7 protein-coding genes and 11 pseudogenes are annotated in these 15,976 nt (G+C 54.4%); 7 read left to right on the top strand and 11 right to left on the bottom strand.

Features of this window, described 5'->3' with window-relative positions; genetic code table 11:
• The first annotated feature begins 917 nt into the window (after positions 1 to 917).
• A pseudogene (locus JZM24_RS17380) lies at positions 918 to 3,011 on the top strand (prolyl oligopeptidase family serine peptidase).
• A gap of 34 nt (positions 3,012 to 3,045) precedes the next feature.
• Here the strand turns inward: JZM24_RS17380 and JZM24_RS17375 are convergent.
• Positions 3,046 to 3,402, bottom strand: coding sequence for a hypothetical protein (locus JZM24_RS17375; RefSeq protein ID WP_215671291.1), 357 nt, complete (start codon positions 3,400 to 3,402; stop codon positions 3,046 to 3,048).
• A gap of 227 nt (positions 3,403 to 3,629) precedes the next feature.
• On the opposite strand from JZM24_RS17375, the gene JZM24_RS17370 reads away from it, so the two are divergent.
• From JZM24_RS17370 to JZM24_RS17360, 5 genes are all read left to right on the top strand, one after another.
• Positions 3,630 to 4,286 carry an FAD-dependent monooxygenase gene (locus JZM24_RS17370; protein WP_215671288.1) on the top strand — a complete coding sequence of 219 codons (657 nt, stop codon included), beginning with the start codon at positions 3,630 to 3,632 and terminating at the stop codon, positions 4,284 to 4,286.
• 192 nt (positions 4,287 to 4,478) lie between these two features.
• Complete coding sequence (locus JZM24_RS18970; protein WP_246580123.1) at positions 4,479 to 5,612, top strand: glycoside hydrolase family 3 N-terminal domain-containing protein; 1,134 nt, start codon at positions 4,479 to 4,481, stop codon at positions 5,610 to 5,612.
• 16 nt (positions 5,613 to 5,628) lie between these two features.
• A complete protein-coding gene (locus tag JZM24_RS18965) occupies positions 5,629 to 5,976 on the top strand; it encodes a hypothetical protein (protein WP_246580122.1) in 348 nt (115 codons plus the stop codon).
• Positions 5,977 to 6,264: a glycoside hydrolase family 3 C-terminal domain-containing protein gene (locus tag JZM24_RS18960; protein WP_312885060.1), complete on the top strand. Its 288-nt coding sequence runs from the start codon at positions 5,977 to 5,979 to the stop codon at positions 6,262 to 6,264.
• 176 nt (positions 6,265 to 6,440) lie between these two features.
• Complete coding sequence (locus JZM24_RS17360) at positions 6,441 to 7,724, top strand: glycoside hydrolase family 10-like protein (protein ID WP_246580128.1); 1,284 nt, start codon at positions 6,441 to 6,443, stop codon at positions 7,722 to 7,724.
• A gap of 43 nt (positions 7,725 to 7,767) precedes the next feature.
• Here the strand turns inward: JZM24_RS17360 and JZM24_RS17355 are convergent.
• The 10 genes and pseudogenes from JZM24_RS17355 to JZM24_RS17310 form a co-directional block, all read right to left on the bottom strand.
• Positions 7,768 to 8,612 (bottom strand): annotated as a pseudogene (locus tag JZM24_RS17355) (metal ABC transporter permease).
• A gap of 2 nt (positions 8,613 to 8,614) precedes the next feature.
• A pseudogene (locus tag JZM24_RS17350) lies at positions 8,615 to 9,467 on the bottom strand (metal ABC transporter permease).
• Between the two features lie 7 nt (positions 9,468 to 9,474).
• Positions 9,475 to 10,286 (bottom strand): annotated as a pseudogene (locus JZM24_RS17345) (ATP-binding cassette domain-containing protein).
• A pseudogene (locus JZM24_RS17340) lies at positions 10,279 to 10,548 on the bottom strand (metal ABC transporter solute-binding protein, Zn/Mn family); the annotation flags it as partial. The pseudogenes JZM24_RS17345 and JZM24_RS17340, both read right to left, overlap by 8 nt.
• Positions 10,549 to 10,583: 35 nt before the next feature.
• A pseudogene (locus JZM24_RS17335) lies at positions 10,584 to 11,791 on the bottom strand (IS3 family transposase).
• A gap of 91 nt (positions 11,792 to 11,882) precedes the next feature.
• Positions 11,883 to 12,026, bottom strand: a pseudogene (locus tag JZM24_RS17330) (phosphoenolpyruvate carboxykinase (ATP)); the annotation flags it as partial.
• Between the two features lie 222 nt (positions 12,027 to 12,248).
• Positions 12,249 to 12,728 (bottom strand): annotated as a pseudogene (locus JZM24_RS17325) (nuclear transport factor 2 family protein).
• 43 nt (positions 12,729 to 12,771) lie between these two features.
• Positions 12,772 to 13,342: pseudogene (locus tag JZM24_RS17320) on the bottom strand (TetR/AcrR family transcriptional regulator).
• A gap of 164 nt (positions 13,343 to 13,506) precedes the next feature.
• Positions 13,507 to 14,076: pseudogene (locus tag JZM24_RS17315) on the bottom strand (LysE family translocator).
• A 337-nt stretch (positions 14,077 to 14,413) separates the two neighbouring features.
• Positions 14,414 to 14,695 (bottom strand): winged helix-turn-helix transcriptional regulator, encoded by a 282-nt coding sequence (locus JZM24_RS17310; protein ID WP_246580120.1) that lies wholly within the window; start codon positions 14,693 to 14,695, stop codon positions 14,414 to 14,416.
• Here JZM24_RS17310 and JZM24_RS17305 point away from each other — a divergent pair.
• Positions 14,694 to 15,455, top strand: a pseudogene (locus JZM24_RS17305) (IS3 family transposase); the annotation flags it as partial. The gene JZM24_RS17310 and the pseudogene JZM24_RS17305 overlap by 2 nt on opposite strands.
• Positions 15,456 to 15,976 lie beyond the last annotated feature (521 nt).

Here is a 15,976-nt window from a genome sequence, read left to right as displayed (position 1 = left end):
AGTTGCGCTGCGGCTTGAAATCGTTTTCGCTGGCGATAGCAAGGAAAGTCTGTCCTTCCCGCGTTAACGTTATCGGGTTTAAATAACCGCACCCCCAGCCATCCCTCCAGTTGACAAATGGGGCGACTCAGGGCGGATTGTATAATGTGTTGTTCGGCAGTGCGGGTAAAGCACTAGCAACGTGGGACTTTCAGAAAATATCCAAACCATTTCAGATCCATAGCGGGTCATCTGTCAGGGTGATAAATGCGTGTTTTCGGTTGAACAACAATCCGTACACAAGAAACGCGTCGGAGTGATAATGGGCTGACAGGCGCCGCTGACGCGCGCCCTGGCGGGGCGATTGTCCTGACCAGAGCCAGGTTGCGGCGCACTCGCCAATGGCATCAACGGGACGTCGACCTGATATCAAGGCAAGAGCAGGCAATATTCATCAAGCGGTAGCCTGGGATAATCACCAGTGCTATCACCCTGAAATAAAAACCATTGGCCGCATGGTGCCGAGAACCAGAATACCGACCGACAAAGATTGCCAGCAGGGAGAAGCATCACGCATACTGGCAATATGAGGCAAATGCCGATCGAGAGGAAGCCCACGGCGGCGCTGTTATAGGGTGCATATCCGGCTTACTCACCGCAGAACGGGTTTTCGGGCAGAGAATAGTCGTCTCCCGAAGTGCCTCTGGTGATGCCTGGCGGCATCGCAGTTCGGGCAGAATTAGCCGAAGTCGAATGGTCCCTCTTCTTTGATGATTTCCTCCGGGTATCACCCGCCGAAACCGATATGACTTATCGGGAGGTCACACCGAATTTTATCCCGTGACGACGGCTACTATGACGAGCCCGGGGATTTACCGATTATTCCGCCACGCTGATGGGGTAATCGCAATGCATAAACCGTAGGATCCGTATTCGCAATGACGTCATTTTCCAACCGTAACCGCATAACAATAGCTGCACAGCGCGCTGATGCCGGCGATGATTTCCTGTGGCTTGAAGATCTTCATGGCGAGGCTGCGCTGCAATGGGTAACCCAAGAAAACCAGCGCACTCTGGCGCAGTACGCCCAAGGAATACATTTCCCCAAACTTGAGCGGCAGGTATTGGATATTCTCAATAAGGACAGCCGGATCCCGTGGGTCAGTAAGCTGGGGGAAGGCTATTATAATTTTTGGCAGGATCAGGCCAATCCGCGCGGGGTACTGCGACGCACCACGCTGTGGGAGTACCGTAAAGCCGAACCGGTCTGGGAAACGGTGCTGGATATCGATGCGCTGGGTAAAACAGAAGGCAGGGACTGGGTCTATCATGGTTCGCAGCCGCTGGCGCCGTAATACCGTTATAGCCTGATCGCGCTGTCGCCGGACGGTGGGGACGCCGTCGAAATCCGCGAATTCGACCTGATCGCCAAGCGCTTCGTGGCTGAAGGATTTTACCTGCCGCTGGCGAAAAGCGACGTATCATGGATCGACCAGGAAACGCTGTTTATCGCCACTGATTTTGGTCCCGGCTCCATGACCCGGTCAGGTTATCCGCGCATTGCCAAACGCTGGCGGCGGGGTACGCCGCTAAGCGCGGCCGAAACGGTATATGAAGCGCAGCCGGAAGATCTGGCGGTATTCGCTTATCACGATCACACGCCGAGTTTCGAGCGCGATTATGTCGGCCGCAGCCTGGATTTTTATCGTCGCGATACATATTGGCTGACGGCGCTCAACCAGCAAATCCACATCGCTATCCCGCAGGATGCTGAGTTCAGCACCCACCGTGAATGGTTGCTGATAAAGTTGAGCAGAGAGTGGGCGGTGGAGGGGCGTCGCTATCCCTACGGTGCATTGCTGGCGGCGAAGTTTGACGCTTACCTGGCGGGAAAGCGGCAGTTGCATATACTCTTTACGCCTGATGCGCAGAAAGCATTAAGCGACTTAAGCAGCACCCGCAACCATCTTATTCTCAGTATCATGGAGAATGTGACGAGTCGCCTCGAGGTCTTGACGCCGCGGGGGGAGTGTTGGCAGCGTCGGCCGCTCGGCGATCAGCAAACGCTCAACTCCCTGTCTGCCGGCGGTGTTGATGAAGAAAGTAATGATTATTTCATGACCGTTGAGGGGTTTTTACGGCCGACATCGCTTTATCTCGGTAACCTCGACGGTGGTGAAGCGGAACGGATGAAGCAGGGGCCGAACGATTTCGACCCTGACCGCTATCAGGTCAGCCAGCATTTTGCTCACTCCAAGGAAGGCACCCGTGTGCCTTATTTCCATATTGCGGCCAAGGACATGCAGCTGCGTGGCGCTAATCCCACGCTTCTCAACGGTTACGGCGGTTTTGAGGTGTCGCTGCTGCTGCATTATATGGGGAGCGAAGCGTTAACCTGGCTTGCGAGGGGCGGGGTGTATGTGGTGGCCAATATCCGCGGCGGAGGCGAGTATAGTCCCACTTGGCATCGAGCGGCGCTTAAGCAACATCGCCACCGTGCTTATGAGGATTTCGCCGCGGTAGCGGAGGATTTGATCGCCCGTAAAGTGACGTCTTCCCCCTTTCTTGGCGCGCGCGGCGGTAGTAACGGCGGCTTATTGGTCGGCAATATGCTGACGCTCTATCCAGCGCTGTTTGGCTGCATTGTCTGCGAAGTGCCATTGCTGGACATGCAACGTTATACCCAGCTTTCCGCCGGCGCTTCCTGGATTGCTGAATATGGCGACCATGAAGATCCGACGCAATTGGAGTATATAAAAACCTTCTCGACGTACCACAATATCCAGGCGGAGACAGTTTATCCACCGGTACTGTTTTACACCGCCACCAGTGACGACAGGGTTAATCCGGCCAATGCGCGTAAAATGGCGGCGCGCATGCGACAGATGGGCCATGAACAGGTGTATTTCTATGAGAACACCGAGGGGGGACACAGCGCCGCGGCGGATAAGAAACAAGCCGCGTTTCACAGTGCGCTGGCCAGTGAATTTGTCTGGTCCACCCTTAACCGCCCTTTGCCGACGGTGGAGTGACCGCAGGAAAAGGACGAGTTAAGACCACGAACCGTTAATGGCAGCATGCCGGGGATAACGTTTGATGTCCCCGTCCTTTCCGGCATTTACATTTAAAAGTGGTTGAGTGGCTGTCTATCACCCAGATGTCATTTTGACGCTGCATTTTGAAAACGATCTTTTCGATTGCAATAGAGTCATCCACCAGATCCTTTTCGATTTCAACCGTTGCAGAGGTGGGATTCTCACCCGAGGCCCATTGCGTAATTTTTAGATTACCCGGTTCAGAAAAATACCCTGCATCCATGGCATTGATCGCTAATTTAACCAGCGGCAATGCCTGTTCCTCATTATTCGACCACACAACAGAGCTAAAGGCTAATAATAAAAGAGCATAAAATGCTGACTTCATGATGTTGCCCCTTCCTGCATGATTAAAGCATATTGTTGACGCCTGCCGTTTTCATCGCATATTTCCGGTGCTTCATCGCCAGCATACCATCACTGTCCTGTTCGTTATATCAGAAAGTCTCTTTTAATCTTAGGGATCTGAATATATCTCATGATCCTGCCGATTTTGCGGCATCGTTATTCGTCTCTGGGTGCGTTGACGGCGCGCCGTATACGCAAAACTTTCTGTTGGGAGATGTTCGGGTCACGTGGGAAAACGGCCATGATCACTTTCGCATCTTCATGCACGGTGAGCGCATAGGACTGTTCCTGCCGCTGGTGGGTAGCGGTCTTTCACGCGTGATGACAACCGACATCGGTGCCAATATTGGCAACGCGCGCAGCACTGACGCCGGCAGCGACCCGCGGCGCGGGTCGGGGGAAGCCGCCGCGGCGCCGCTTCAGCTGGATGAACTGCAGCGCGCCTTTTCCTCTGCGGCGAAGGTGTTCGTGACACTTGACGATGCACAATGGCTGACGAAATTTCGCACCCACCATCGCTGCGTGGACAGGTATCGTGACGAGTGCATTTTCATGGCGGGAGATGCCGCCCATATTCACTCCCCAGCAGGGGGGCAGGGAATGAATACCGGGTTACAGGGTGCCGCCAAACTGGCCTGGAAACTGGGGGCGGTGTTACGGCACGGCGCGCCGGCAGGTCTGCTTGCCACCTATGAAAGCGAACGGTTGCCCGTGGCGCGCGAGACTATCGCCTTTACCGACAAACTTAACGTGGCCTTGGTACCGCAGTCAGCAGTCTGTCCAGCCGGCGCCACAAAAACCCTTAGTTGTGACGAAACTTGCAGCACGGCCGTGCTAAAGCGCCATGTTTTTAGGAAATGGTAATAAGAAAGAAGTAATCTATTTCCATATGTAGTCATATTTTTGTCAATTGTTTATTAGCTGTTTAATATATTTATAACCATATTTTATCTAAAGCCATAAACTGACACAATTATCTTGCGCTGATGTCTTTTTAAATGACATGATTTGCCTGATTATCGCGCAGTGCAACCAACGAGGAGCTCAGAAATGGACATGAGGCAGCTAATCGACGCAATGAGCCTGGAGGAGAAGATCGGCCAGAAAATCATGCTTGATTTCCGTTATTGGGACGCTAACGGCATTAATAATCGGGATATGGTGGCCCCCGATGACACCATTGAAAAGATAATTGGCGATAATCATATCGGCGGCGTGATCCTGTTTGGCAACAATTTACAGAATAAAACACAAATACGGGCATTGAAGAGCTGGTATGCGAGATTAAAGGTCAGTGGTAATATTCGACTATTTATTGGTACAGATAATGATGGTGAAAACGTATTTCGTCTACCGCGTGGCGAATATGTCTCTTTCCCCGGCAATATGGCGCTGGCGGCGGCGTGCGAAGGGGGCGCTGACAGCGACCTTGCCCGTGAACAGGCGCAACAATTGGCCAGCGATATGCTGGCTTTAGCTTTCAATGTCGACTTCGCACCGGTGGTTGACGTTAATACCAATCCGTTCAATCCGGTAATCAATGTGCGCAGTTTCAGCGACGACTTCGCGACGGTTATCACGCTGGCGGAGAAAACGCTCGCGGGGATGCATCAGCAACACATGATAAGCGTATACAAACATTTTCCCGGTCATGGCGCCACCGCCACCGATTCACATACCGCTTTGCCGCGGGTTGACCGAAATCGTCAGGACGCGTTTGCCATTGATATTGCGCCCTACCAGCAAGCCATTGCTAGTCATACCCCGCCAGAGATGATTATGACGGCCCATATTCAATACCCGGCGTTGGACGATACGCGGGTACGCAACCGCCACGGCGTTGATATTACCGTCCCCGCTACCATGTCGCGGCAAATACAAACCGACATTCTGCGCCACCAGTTGGGCTTTACTGGCGTGACGCTGTCGGATGCGTTGTATATGGGCGCTATCACTGACCATTTCAGCCAAGGTGAGGCGCTCCTACTGGTCTTCACCGCCGGCGTTGATATCGCCTTGATGCCGGGTAAGCATTGCGGCGCCCGCCCAGGCGCCACGCTTGCCGCAGATGATTACGTTGATAGCGCAGAAGGTCAAACAAGGTCTCATCCAAGAAGCGGATATCGATGCCTCAGTTGCGCGCATTCTGGCGCTAAAGCAGCGTTATCACCTGCTGGGCAACGCCTGTGAAACAGCGCCGCAACCCGTGGCCGAAGGGCAGGCGCTGGAAAAGCGCATTACCGATCGGTCGATTACCGTCGTTATCAATCAGGGCGCGACGTTGCCATTAACGGACAAAACTCAGCGCTATTTTGTGTTAACGCCGTGTGGGGAGCAGGCGCAGGGCGTTGCGGCGGTAATGGCGCAACAGGGGTATCTTACGGTAGAGGCGGCAAAGGAATCGGATTTGACGGATGCAGAGGTCAAAGCGAAAATCGTCCACTGCGACGTTTTTATGCTCGGTACGCTCTCAACCGCCTTTTCGCCGGTGGATAATGCGACGCTGCCGTACAAACCGCAAACCGACGAAACCAGCGATCGCTACCTTGCTTAGTTGCGTTATGCGGCGGCACAAGGGAAAACGCGTATTCACTTATCTTTGCGAGCGCCTTACGACATTGTCAATTATGCCGCAGACGTTGACGCCGCTGTCGCCGCCTATTCCTATTATGGTTATGACAACGGCGTTTGTGGCAGTCATGCCATGATCTCGCTGGCCGAGGTATTAACGGGTCAACGTTCGCCGCGGGGCAAACTGCCGGTTAACACCTGGCATCATTACGATGAGAAGACCAATTCCGGTACTGTCGCTTACCCCCGCGGGTTTGGGCTCAGCTGGTAACCAAGAGAAGTGAGCGCCTAAGGTGCAGGCCAGTTTGCCAATCGGTGCTGATACTAGCACAGGCAAGCCGGTAGAGCTGTTCGCCGGCGGACTTAGCGGCGTCCGGCCTTTGCCACTGGTGATTCAGGTATTTCAGGCTTTATTTCGGGGAGACAAAAGTGCGGCGTTACAAAGGAATGGTTTTTTGGCTGGTGTTCTTCTTTTGGCTGACGGGACTTGCCGGCTGTGGGCAAAAACGGGTGGCGGAGCTCCCGCCGCCGCCGCCCCGTCCATCCCAGGCGCCCGAGATGCGCGGCGTTTGGTTGAGCACCGTCTACGGACTCGACTGGCCCGCACCTTCGACGCTTGAGGCACAAAGCGACGCGCTACGGACTCAACAGCAGCAAAGCGCGCTCGTCGCGAAGCTGGACAATATGGTAAGGATCGGCATTAATACGGTGTTCTTTCAGGTCAAACCCGACGGCACCGCTCTTTATCGTTCAGCCCTGTTACCGTGGTCGGAGGTCCTTACGGGGACGGTCGGTCGGGATCCGGGCTATGATCCGCTGGCGTTTATGCTGGCCGAAGCCCACAAAAGAGGCTTAAAGGTCCACGCCTGGCTCAACCCCTATCGGGTCACGCTGAACACCCGACCCGAAACCGCCGCTGCGTTGAGGGCCACGCTGCGATCATCACCGGCCAGCGTTTATGCGCTACACCCCGACTGGATCCGCATTGCCAGCGGCCGTTACGTCCTTGATCCCGGCTTGCCCGATGTGCGCCAATGGATTGTCAGCGTGGTGATCGAACTGGTTAAAAATTACCCGGTCGATTGCATTCAGTTTGACGATTATTTCTATTATGAAACCGCGGATTCCCGGCTGGATGACGATGCCACTTACCACCTTTACGGTCAGAGGTTTTCCGACAAAGCTGATTGGCGGCGCAACAATACCTTACTGATGGTCCAGCAAGTGTCCCAGGCGATAAAATCTCTCAACGCACAGGTTGCTTTTGGCATCAGCCCCGCCGGCGTTTGGCGCAACGTGGCGGATGACCCGCGCGGCTCGGCTACCCAGGGCGGGGGGCCGGCGTATGATACCGCTTACTCCGACACCCGGCTGTGGGTTGAAAGAGGTCTGCTGGACTATATTGCCCCGCAGCTGTACTGGCCGGTTGGGCGCCAGATCGTGCGCTATGATGTGCTAGCCAAATGGTGGGCGGAGGTGGTTCGCCCTACCCACACCCGGCTGTATATTGGCGTAGCACTATATAAAGTAGGCAGTCCGACCAAAGCGGAACCGGATTGGGGCGCGGCCGAGGGGGTTGCGGAGTTGAGAAGACAGTTGGATATTAACGAGGCTCTACCTGAGATTAACGGCACCATTTTGTTCAGTGAGTCCTATCTCAGCCAGCCTCAGACCGCTGCGGCGGTGAACTATCTGCAACGCCGCTGGGCGCCGTTGCACGATGGCGGCTAAAAAAGACTTGCCCCGCCCATGGCGGCGGGGCAGGGCCGGTGGGTTACGCCGCACAGCGCAGACGGTAGTTGCGCAACCCGTTAATGAAAAAGACTGCGGCAAACATTAGGGTGAAGAACAATACGATCGTCGCCCCCGGCGAACTGTCGAGGAAGAAGGACACGTACACGCCCAAAAAGCCGCCGGTGATGGCAATGGCGACGGAGGCCAGCATCATCGACCAGAATTTGCGGGTGATGAGGAAGGCTATCGCCCCGGTGGCAATCAATAACGAGACCGACAAAATGATCCACACCGCTTTCAGCGCCGCCACAATTGTCAGCGCCAGGAAGCACAGCAGGCCGTAATGTAACAGGCGCACATTGAGACCGGAGGCTTTGGCCTGTACTGCGTCAAAGGTCTGCAGTACCAGATCTTTCCATTTAACGGCGATAAACAGCACCGTAGCGGCGGAGATAAGCGCTGCCTCGATGAGATCATCCGCGCCTATCCCCAGCCCAGCATATCGCCAAATAAAATATGTTGAAGATGAAGCGTGGATTGCACTTTGACATACATCACCAGCCCCATACCAAACATACCGGAAAATACGATGCCAATCAGGGTATCGTGCTTGATTCGACTGTTGTTTTTCAAAAATCCGGTCGTCATGGCACACACCAGACCCGCCACGAAGGCACCGACCGCCAGTGGCAGGCCTACCATATAGGCGACGATGACGCCCGGAAATACCGCATGGCTCATGGCGTCGCCCATCAGCGCCCACCCCTTCAAGACCATCAGACACGACAGCAGCGAGGCGGGAACGGCAATCAGCAGCACAATCAAGAACGCATTATTCATAAAAACAAAGTGAAAGGGCATCAACAAAGTGTCTGTTAGGCTCATCTCTATTTCCTTAACTCGGTGCGCGCACGTTTACGGGAAGCCAATAAACCGTGCCGCGGCGCCAGAACGAATGCCAGCAAAAAGAGGGGTGTTTGCAGCGAAACGATCAACCAGCCAGTGGCGCCGTCCAGATAGTAAATGCTGTAGGCCGACGAAGCTGGTGAGCGCGCCCATCGGCACCGACACCATCAGTAAACGCGGGAACCGGTCGGTCAGCAACCAGGCGGTAGCACCGGGGGTGACAATCATGCAAATGACCAGAAAGGCGCCGACCGTTTGCAGTGCGGCAACCGTAGCGGCGGCCAACAGGGTGAAGAACAAACATTTCAGTCTTACCGGATTGATACCGACGGAGCGGGAGTGGTTTTCATCAAAGAACACCACCATCAGGTCTTTCCACTTAAGCAGCAAAATGGCCAGCGAGATGAAGCCAATCAGCGCCAATTGCACAATATCGGACGGCGCAATGACCAACAGATTGCCCAGCATAATCGTCTCAATATTCATGGCGGCAGGGCGCAGCGACAGTATAAAAAGCCCGAACGCAAAGAAAGACGAAAACGTCAAACCGATGATGACATCTTCTTTCAACTTGGTGCGTTGATTGATAAACAGCATGGCGGAAGCAGCCAGACCGCCGGCGAGAAACGCGCCGGCCGATAACGTCATGCCTAACATCCGGGCGCCGGCAACACCGTGGACAATGGAATGCGACAGCGCATCCCCCATGAGGGACCATCCTTTAAGCATCAGATAACAGGAAAGAAAGACGCAGACGCCGCCGACCAAAGCGGAAACCCACATGGCATTGCGCATATAGTCGTAGGTAAAGGGCTCAAGTAATACGTCAAGCATACATTCCTCAGCGGGCTTCCGGCGTCAACAGATTATCGTCCCAGGCAAGCTGATGCAGCGCGCCATCAAAGGCGCGCTCGATATTGCTGCGGGTAAAGATTTCCCGGGTCGGTCCACAAGCCATCACGGTCCCTTTTACCAATACGTTCGTGTCGCAAAATGTCGGCACCGAACCGAGATTATTGGTGGATACCAGGATGGTCCTGCCTTCATCGCGCAGACCGCGCAGCAGGGTGACTATTTGTTTTTCGGTTTTCAGATCGACACTCGTAAAGGGTTCATCCAACAGTATCAGTTGGCCATCCTGGGCAAAATGGCCCGCGCCAGAAAAACCCGTTTACGCTGGCCGCCGGAGAGCTCGCCAATCTGACGTTTTCGCAGCCCGCCCATGCCAACACGCTCCAAAGAGCATGCCACGGCATCCCTGTCTGCCTGACGCGCGATACGCATCGTACCCATATGGCCATAGCGCTCCATCATGACCACATCCTCCGCCAGCACGGGAAAGTTCCAGTCCACTTCTTCCGACTGGGGAACGTAGGAGACAAGATGCCGTTTCAACGCCTTCGCCGGCGGGTGTCCCATGACGCTGATTTCGCCGCTGGCCAGGGTAATAAACCCCATAATCGATTTGAATAGCGTCGACTTGCCGGAATCGTTGACACCGACCAGACTCGCAATCACCCCACGCTGGATAGTAAATGTCGCCTGTTTTAACGCCAGATGGCCGTTGCGGTAAATCACCGTCGCCCGGCTGACATCAAGTGCTGTTGCGCCCCCCGGCGCAACAGTAAGGGTATATTTTCCGCGCTCAATCATGCTTTACCCCGTCGGTCATGCCTTCTGCCACGGTATCCGCCGTGACGCGCAGCAGATCGAGATAGGTGGGCGTCGGGCCTGTGGGCTCGCTTAAGGAATCCACATACAAAACGCCACCATAATGTGCGCCGGTCTCACGTGCCACTTCACGCGCCGGTTTATTGGAAACGGTGCTCTCGCTGAATACGGCCGGGATACGGTATTTTTTGACCGTGTCCACCACTTTGCGAATTTGCTGTGGTGTACCTTCCTGATCGGAGTGATCTTGCCCCGCCATCTCCGTACAGCTTTTGTATCTTAAGTTAACGAAGCCCGCTGCCGCCGGTATTCTCTCGGAGAGTGATATCCCAGCGCGCTGTGCGGATGGTTTTCATTGTAATGCGTGAACGCTGCTGCAAGGTTTCGCAGGGCTGTTCTCGCATCCGGTTTTGGCATGAACTCGATATAGTCTTCCTTCATCGTCTTCACGAACCGTTCGGCCATGCCATTGCTCTGCGGGCTGCTCACCGCTGTTGTGCAGGGCTCCAGATCCAGTTCTCTGGCGAACCTCTGCGTTTCATGCGCGGTATACGCTGAACCGTTGTCCGTCAACCACTGCACCGCTGTATCGGGTAACCTGTCGCCGAAGCGCTTTTCTACCGACATCAGCATCACATCCTGCACGGTCGAACTGTCGTAGCCTCCAGTGCTCGCAGCCCAGTCTATGGCCTCTCTGTCGCAGCAGTCCAGTGCGAAGGTGACCCGCAGTTTTTCACCGTTGTCGCAGCCGAACTCGAAGCCATCTGAACACCAGCGCATATCGCTTTCTGCCACCGCGATCCTGCCCTTATGCTCACGCCTCGGCCGCTCTGGTTTTCAATGTAATAACAGCAGGTTATGCTCACACATGATCCTGTAAAGTCGTTTCGCATTTACCGGCGGCAGTCCCTCTGCGCGACGTTGTTTACACAGGATGCCCCACACCCGCCGATAGCCGTAGCTGGGCATATCGCTGATGATGTCGAGGATGTCCGACAGTATTTCAGCGTCTGCTTCGTCATTACGCCGGTTACAGCGCCTGTCCTGCCAGTCGGCAGAACGCTTAATCCGCAGTGACAGCGGCGCACGCGACACGCTCATGGCGCGGCTGACCTGTGCTATTCCCCGGCCTTTGGCAACAAGGGCGCGTGCGCTATCCATTTTCGTGACTGGCCGTACTCCACGGCTTCTTTTAGGATCTCAACCTCCATCGTCTTCTTACCCAGAAGGCGCTGGAGCTCCCGGACCTGCTTCAATGCAGCTGCAAGCTCAGAGGCAGGAACAACGTCCTCCCCGGCAGCCACGGCGGTGAGGCTGCCTTCCTGATATTGCTTTTTCCACTTAAACAGCAGGCTGGGCTGGATACCGTGCAGTCGTGCGAGATGGGAGACATTCATGCCGGGCTCCATCCTCTGCTGAATAATGGCCATTTTTTCCTGAGGAGTTTTACGTTTACGGACTTCTTGACCTAACGGGATCCCGGTCATATCAAAATTGGCGTTAGTGTTAGACATATATTCAAGCCTATCTCTTATCTGGAGATACAGCTACTGTCTGGTGTTTCAGGGGGATAAATCACCATGCCGGATTAGTACATTTCGAGCTGTTCAATACCAGGAAATCGGGTTGGAATTCTGCCTGCTCTTCGGCGGTGGGACGGATAAACATATTCGTTACGAAGTGGGCCTGCCAAGCCACTTCAGTGACAAAGCGGACTGCAAGTCAGGTTAATGACAGCTGGTGTGGGTTACATTGACATTACGAGATGCCACCCTTTTCTGCTGACGGCAACGCCAATGCAGCTGTACGCACCTCTCACATGTCAAGCCAGGCACAACACCTCTTTAGCACCGTCTCGGCAAACGTGTTCGACTACCGGCAAAGTAACCACGTCCACACATGTCATACCTGTTCCGGCCGGCAGTCGAGAAAGATGACGACCGCTTAGAGCCCCAATTCGCTCAAGCCAGGATGGTTGTCCGGGCGGCGCCCCAGCGGCCAATGGTATTTACGCTCATATTCTTGTATCACCAGGTCATTTATGCAGGCAAATCGCCGTGTCATCAGGCCGTCGGCGGCAAATTGCCAATTTTAATTACCGTATGAGCGAAACCAGTTTCCGGCGTCGTCATGCCATTCATAAGCGTAACGTACGGCAATACGATAGTCACTGAAAGCCCATAGTTCCTTAATTAACCGATAATCGAGTTCCTTTTGCCATTTACGGCTGAGAAAAGCCCTGGCTTCCTCACGACTATGGATGAATTCGGCACGGTTACGCCATTGCGTGTCAAGACTGTAGGCAAGCGACACCTTCTCCGGGTCGCGGCTATTCCACCCATCTTCCGCCAAGCTGACTTTCTCAATCGCGGATGATGGCGTAAATGGCGGTAGTGGCGGACGTGATTGCGTATTATGCGACATGGGGCCTCTCGGGGATCAGTTTTGGGTGGAATCAAGCGCTGAATTATTCAGCCGGCAATGTCGCTGCTTGCTTAAGCAGCGTGCGGTCCATGTCTTTAGCGGTATCGGCAGCATCAAGCTCGCCCATAACCCGGGCAAGCGTAATAGCCCCTTCGATCAAGAGCAGCAGTTGCCTGGGCAAAGGCGTCGGCTGTGGGCAGCTTGTCCGCTGGCAAAGATGTTCGATATAAGCGAGTAATTTTTGTCTATGCTGTCTGCTGATGACGCGGACAGGCGCTTGCGGATCACCAACCTCCCCCGCGGTATTGATAAAGACACAGCCACGAAACTCGTCCGACTGGAACCAGCAGGATAGTGCATCAAACATCGCAAGGATGAACAATTCCGGACTGCCCGCGGTTTCGGTCGCGCTGCGAAACCAGGCCAGCCAGCGCATGCAGGGCAGCGGCCGCGACGTCGTCTTTGGTCGCAAAATGGCGATAAATGCTCTTTCTCGCCACGCCGGAGGTCTTCACCAGCAGGTCCATACTGGTGGCCTGAATGCCATGCTGATAAATCAGTTGCTCAGCGGTAGAGAGGATCTTTTCCCGTGTATCGTATGCGGTCTTGTTCATGCTACTGAACGTAGAATGGTCGTTATACCTTGTCAACTACATTTTACTGCACAGCGTATCATGGGAGTGACAGCTGGGACCGGTGCCTGATATGGCGCCTGAACAACGTCATGTCCTTCACTGTCATCATGCCCGCGGTTATCTGCGGCCTATCACTGCCGCGCTTAACGACGGCTCAGCGCCAGCCTGATGCCGAGTCCGATAAATGTCGTACCGACAAGTCGGTAGAGAAGCTTCTGTAGCGTAACACTTTTGGTCACCTTGCTTACCGCGCCGCCCGCTACGATGGCAAAAGTGACGTCGGTCATGAAACCTACCATGGCATAGGCGATCCCTAAAATAAAAAACGAGGCGGCATGATGTTGCCCTTCTACCGCGACAAACTGTGGAAAAAAAGAGATAAAAAAGAGCAGGACTTTCGGGTTGGTGATGGTGGTGACACATCCCCGCGTAAGCAGGTTATGGGTGCTAACGCTATGGTTATTGCGTTCTGCGTTTGCGCGGGTTTTAGCAATATTAAAGGTGGTCAGGAGCATTTTGCTTCCCAGATAAATCAGGTAGGCCGCTCACAGATATTTGATAAGAGTAAGCAGGAGCGGAGAAGCCGTAATTAGTGCCGTGAGACCTACCGCGCTGGCCAAGGCATGCGTGCAACTCCCTAATGCGACACCGGTTGCCGAGATAATGCCGGAACGGCGGCCATTCGCTACGCTTTGCCCTACGACATAGGCCAGATCCTGGCCTGGAGTGATGCAAAGAAAAAACAGACACCAGAAAAAGGGAAAAATGAGTAATATATAACACGGCGACTCCAGTCGAATATCAGACGATAGCTTTGGGAAACCCCAATAAAATGATGGTCGGTAAGCGCAAAATAGCGGTTTGCCTTATAGGCGAAATGTTATAACGATGCTAACTTAAACGGTTGCCATACAAGGTCGCCGTCGCAAACAGCGCGAGCAAAAAACCCCGGATCAAGCCGGGCAACCCATGAAAACGGTGCCGGGCTGGGTAACATTACCTCTCTGGCAACACCCTAAGTTGTTGCATGCAGCCCTTCCTGGACGGACGTTAGCGTTGGTTACCGTGAGTCTCGTTGTAGCGAAGGCGCGCGGCTTCAATCCGCGGCCAATGGCCGCGTATCCAGCCGGTAAACCCTTCCAACGCAGGCAATATGTCCGCGCCCATCTCGGTTAATTCATATTCAACGCGCGGCGGCACCTCGGGAAAGTAATGCCGGGTTAACAGCCCGTACCGCTCGAGATTGCGCAGCGTGATGCCTTCTATCCCATGCATGAGCGTGGAAAAACGCAGACGATGCCCTGGGGGGATGGCGAGTAAGGACAGCGTCAAGGACAGGCGCTGTAACCGGCGTAATGACGAAGCAGACGCTGAAATACTGTCGGACATCCTCGACATCATCAGCGATATGCCCAGCTACGGCTATCGGCGGGTGTGGGGCATCCTGCGTAAACAACGTCGCGCAGAGGGACTGCCGCCGGTAAATGCGAAACGACTTTACAGGATCATGTGTGAGCATAACCTGCTGTTATTACATTGAAAACCAGAGCGGCCGAGGCGTGAGCATAAGGGCAGGATCGCGGTGGCAGAAAGCGATATGCGCTGGTGTTCAGATGGCTTCGAGTTCGGCTGCGACAACGGTGAAAAACTGCGGGTCACCTTCGCACTGGACTGCTGCGACAGAGAGGCCATAGACTGGGCTGCGAGCACTGGAGGCTACGACAGTTCGACCGTGCAGGATGTGATGCTGATGTCGGTAGAAAAGCGCTTCGGCGACAGGTTACCCGATACAGCGGTGCAGTGGTTGACGGACAACGGTTCAGCGTATACCGCGCATGAAACGCAGAGGTTCGCCAGAGAACTGGATCTGGAGCCCTGCACAACAGCGGTGAGCAGCCCGCAGAGAATGGCCGAACGGTTCGTGAAGACGATGAAGGAAGACTATATCGAGTTCATGCCAAAACCGGATGCGAGAACAGCCCTGCGAAACCTTGCAGCAGCGTTCACGCATTACAATGAAAACCATCCGCACAGCGCGCTGGGATATCACTCTCCGAGAGAATACCGGCGGCAGCGGGCTTCGTTAACTTAAGATACAAAAGCTGTACGGAGATGGCGGGGCAAGATCACCATGCGCCACCGCCCGGCCTAACGATGGGAGCGCTTTAGCTGTTGAAACTTCGCCACCCTTTACGTTTTGAATTGCCAAAGGTATCACTGACGCCACGGCTTATAGTCATTTTAGTACCCACCCAGGATCTGTCGCATATTACCTTACTGGAATTGTTGAATGCATTGATTAGCGATGAACGGGCTCTTAGAGCTTTGTTACAGGCTTCCTCGCAACGGGAAGTGCGGCAATATATTGACGACAACGCAGTCTATCAGGCACGGGTATAAACGTAACCCAGGGTGGCTACGCCAAAGGCTCACCGTGCCAGTAGCCGGTCAACCAGGCACATTGTGCTCCATGAGGGTGATAGTTGACGATTTAGCCAGACCTTTGCACCCAGCCCGCAGGGTCATCATTCTCCTGCGTGCTATGGCAAACCTTTGCCGACAGGCGGCTCTGTAATGTCTGAAAACACAGGGGGAACATGTGGTGGGCGATAC

It is taken from the genome of Candidatus Sodalis endolongispinus, from assembly GCF_018777395.1.
GTDB lineage: Bacteria > Pseudomonadota > Gammaproteobacteria > Enterobacterales > Enterobacteriaceae > Sodalis_B > Sodalis_B endolongispinus.
The sequence above is the reverse complement of the archived record's forward strand: the minus strand, read 5'-3'. Positions and strand labels throughout refer to the sequence as shown.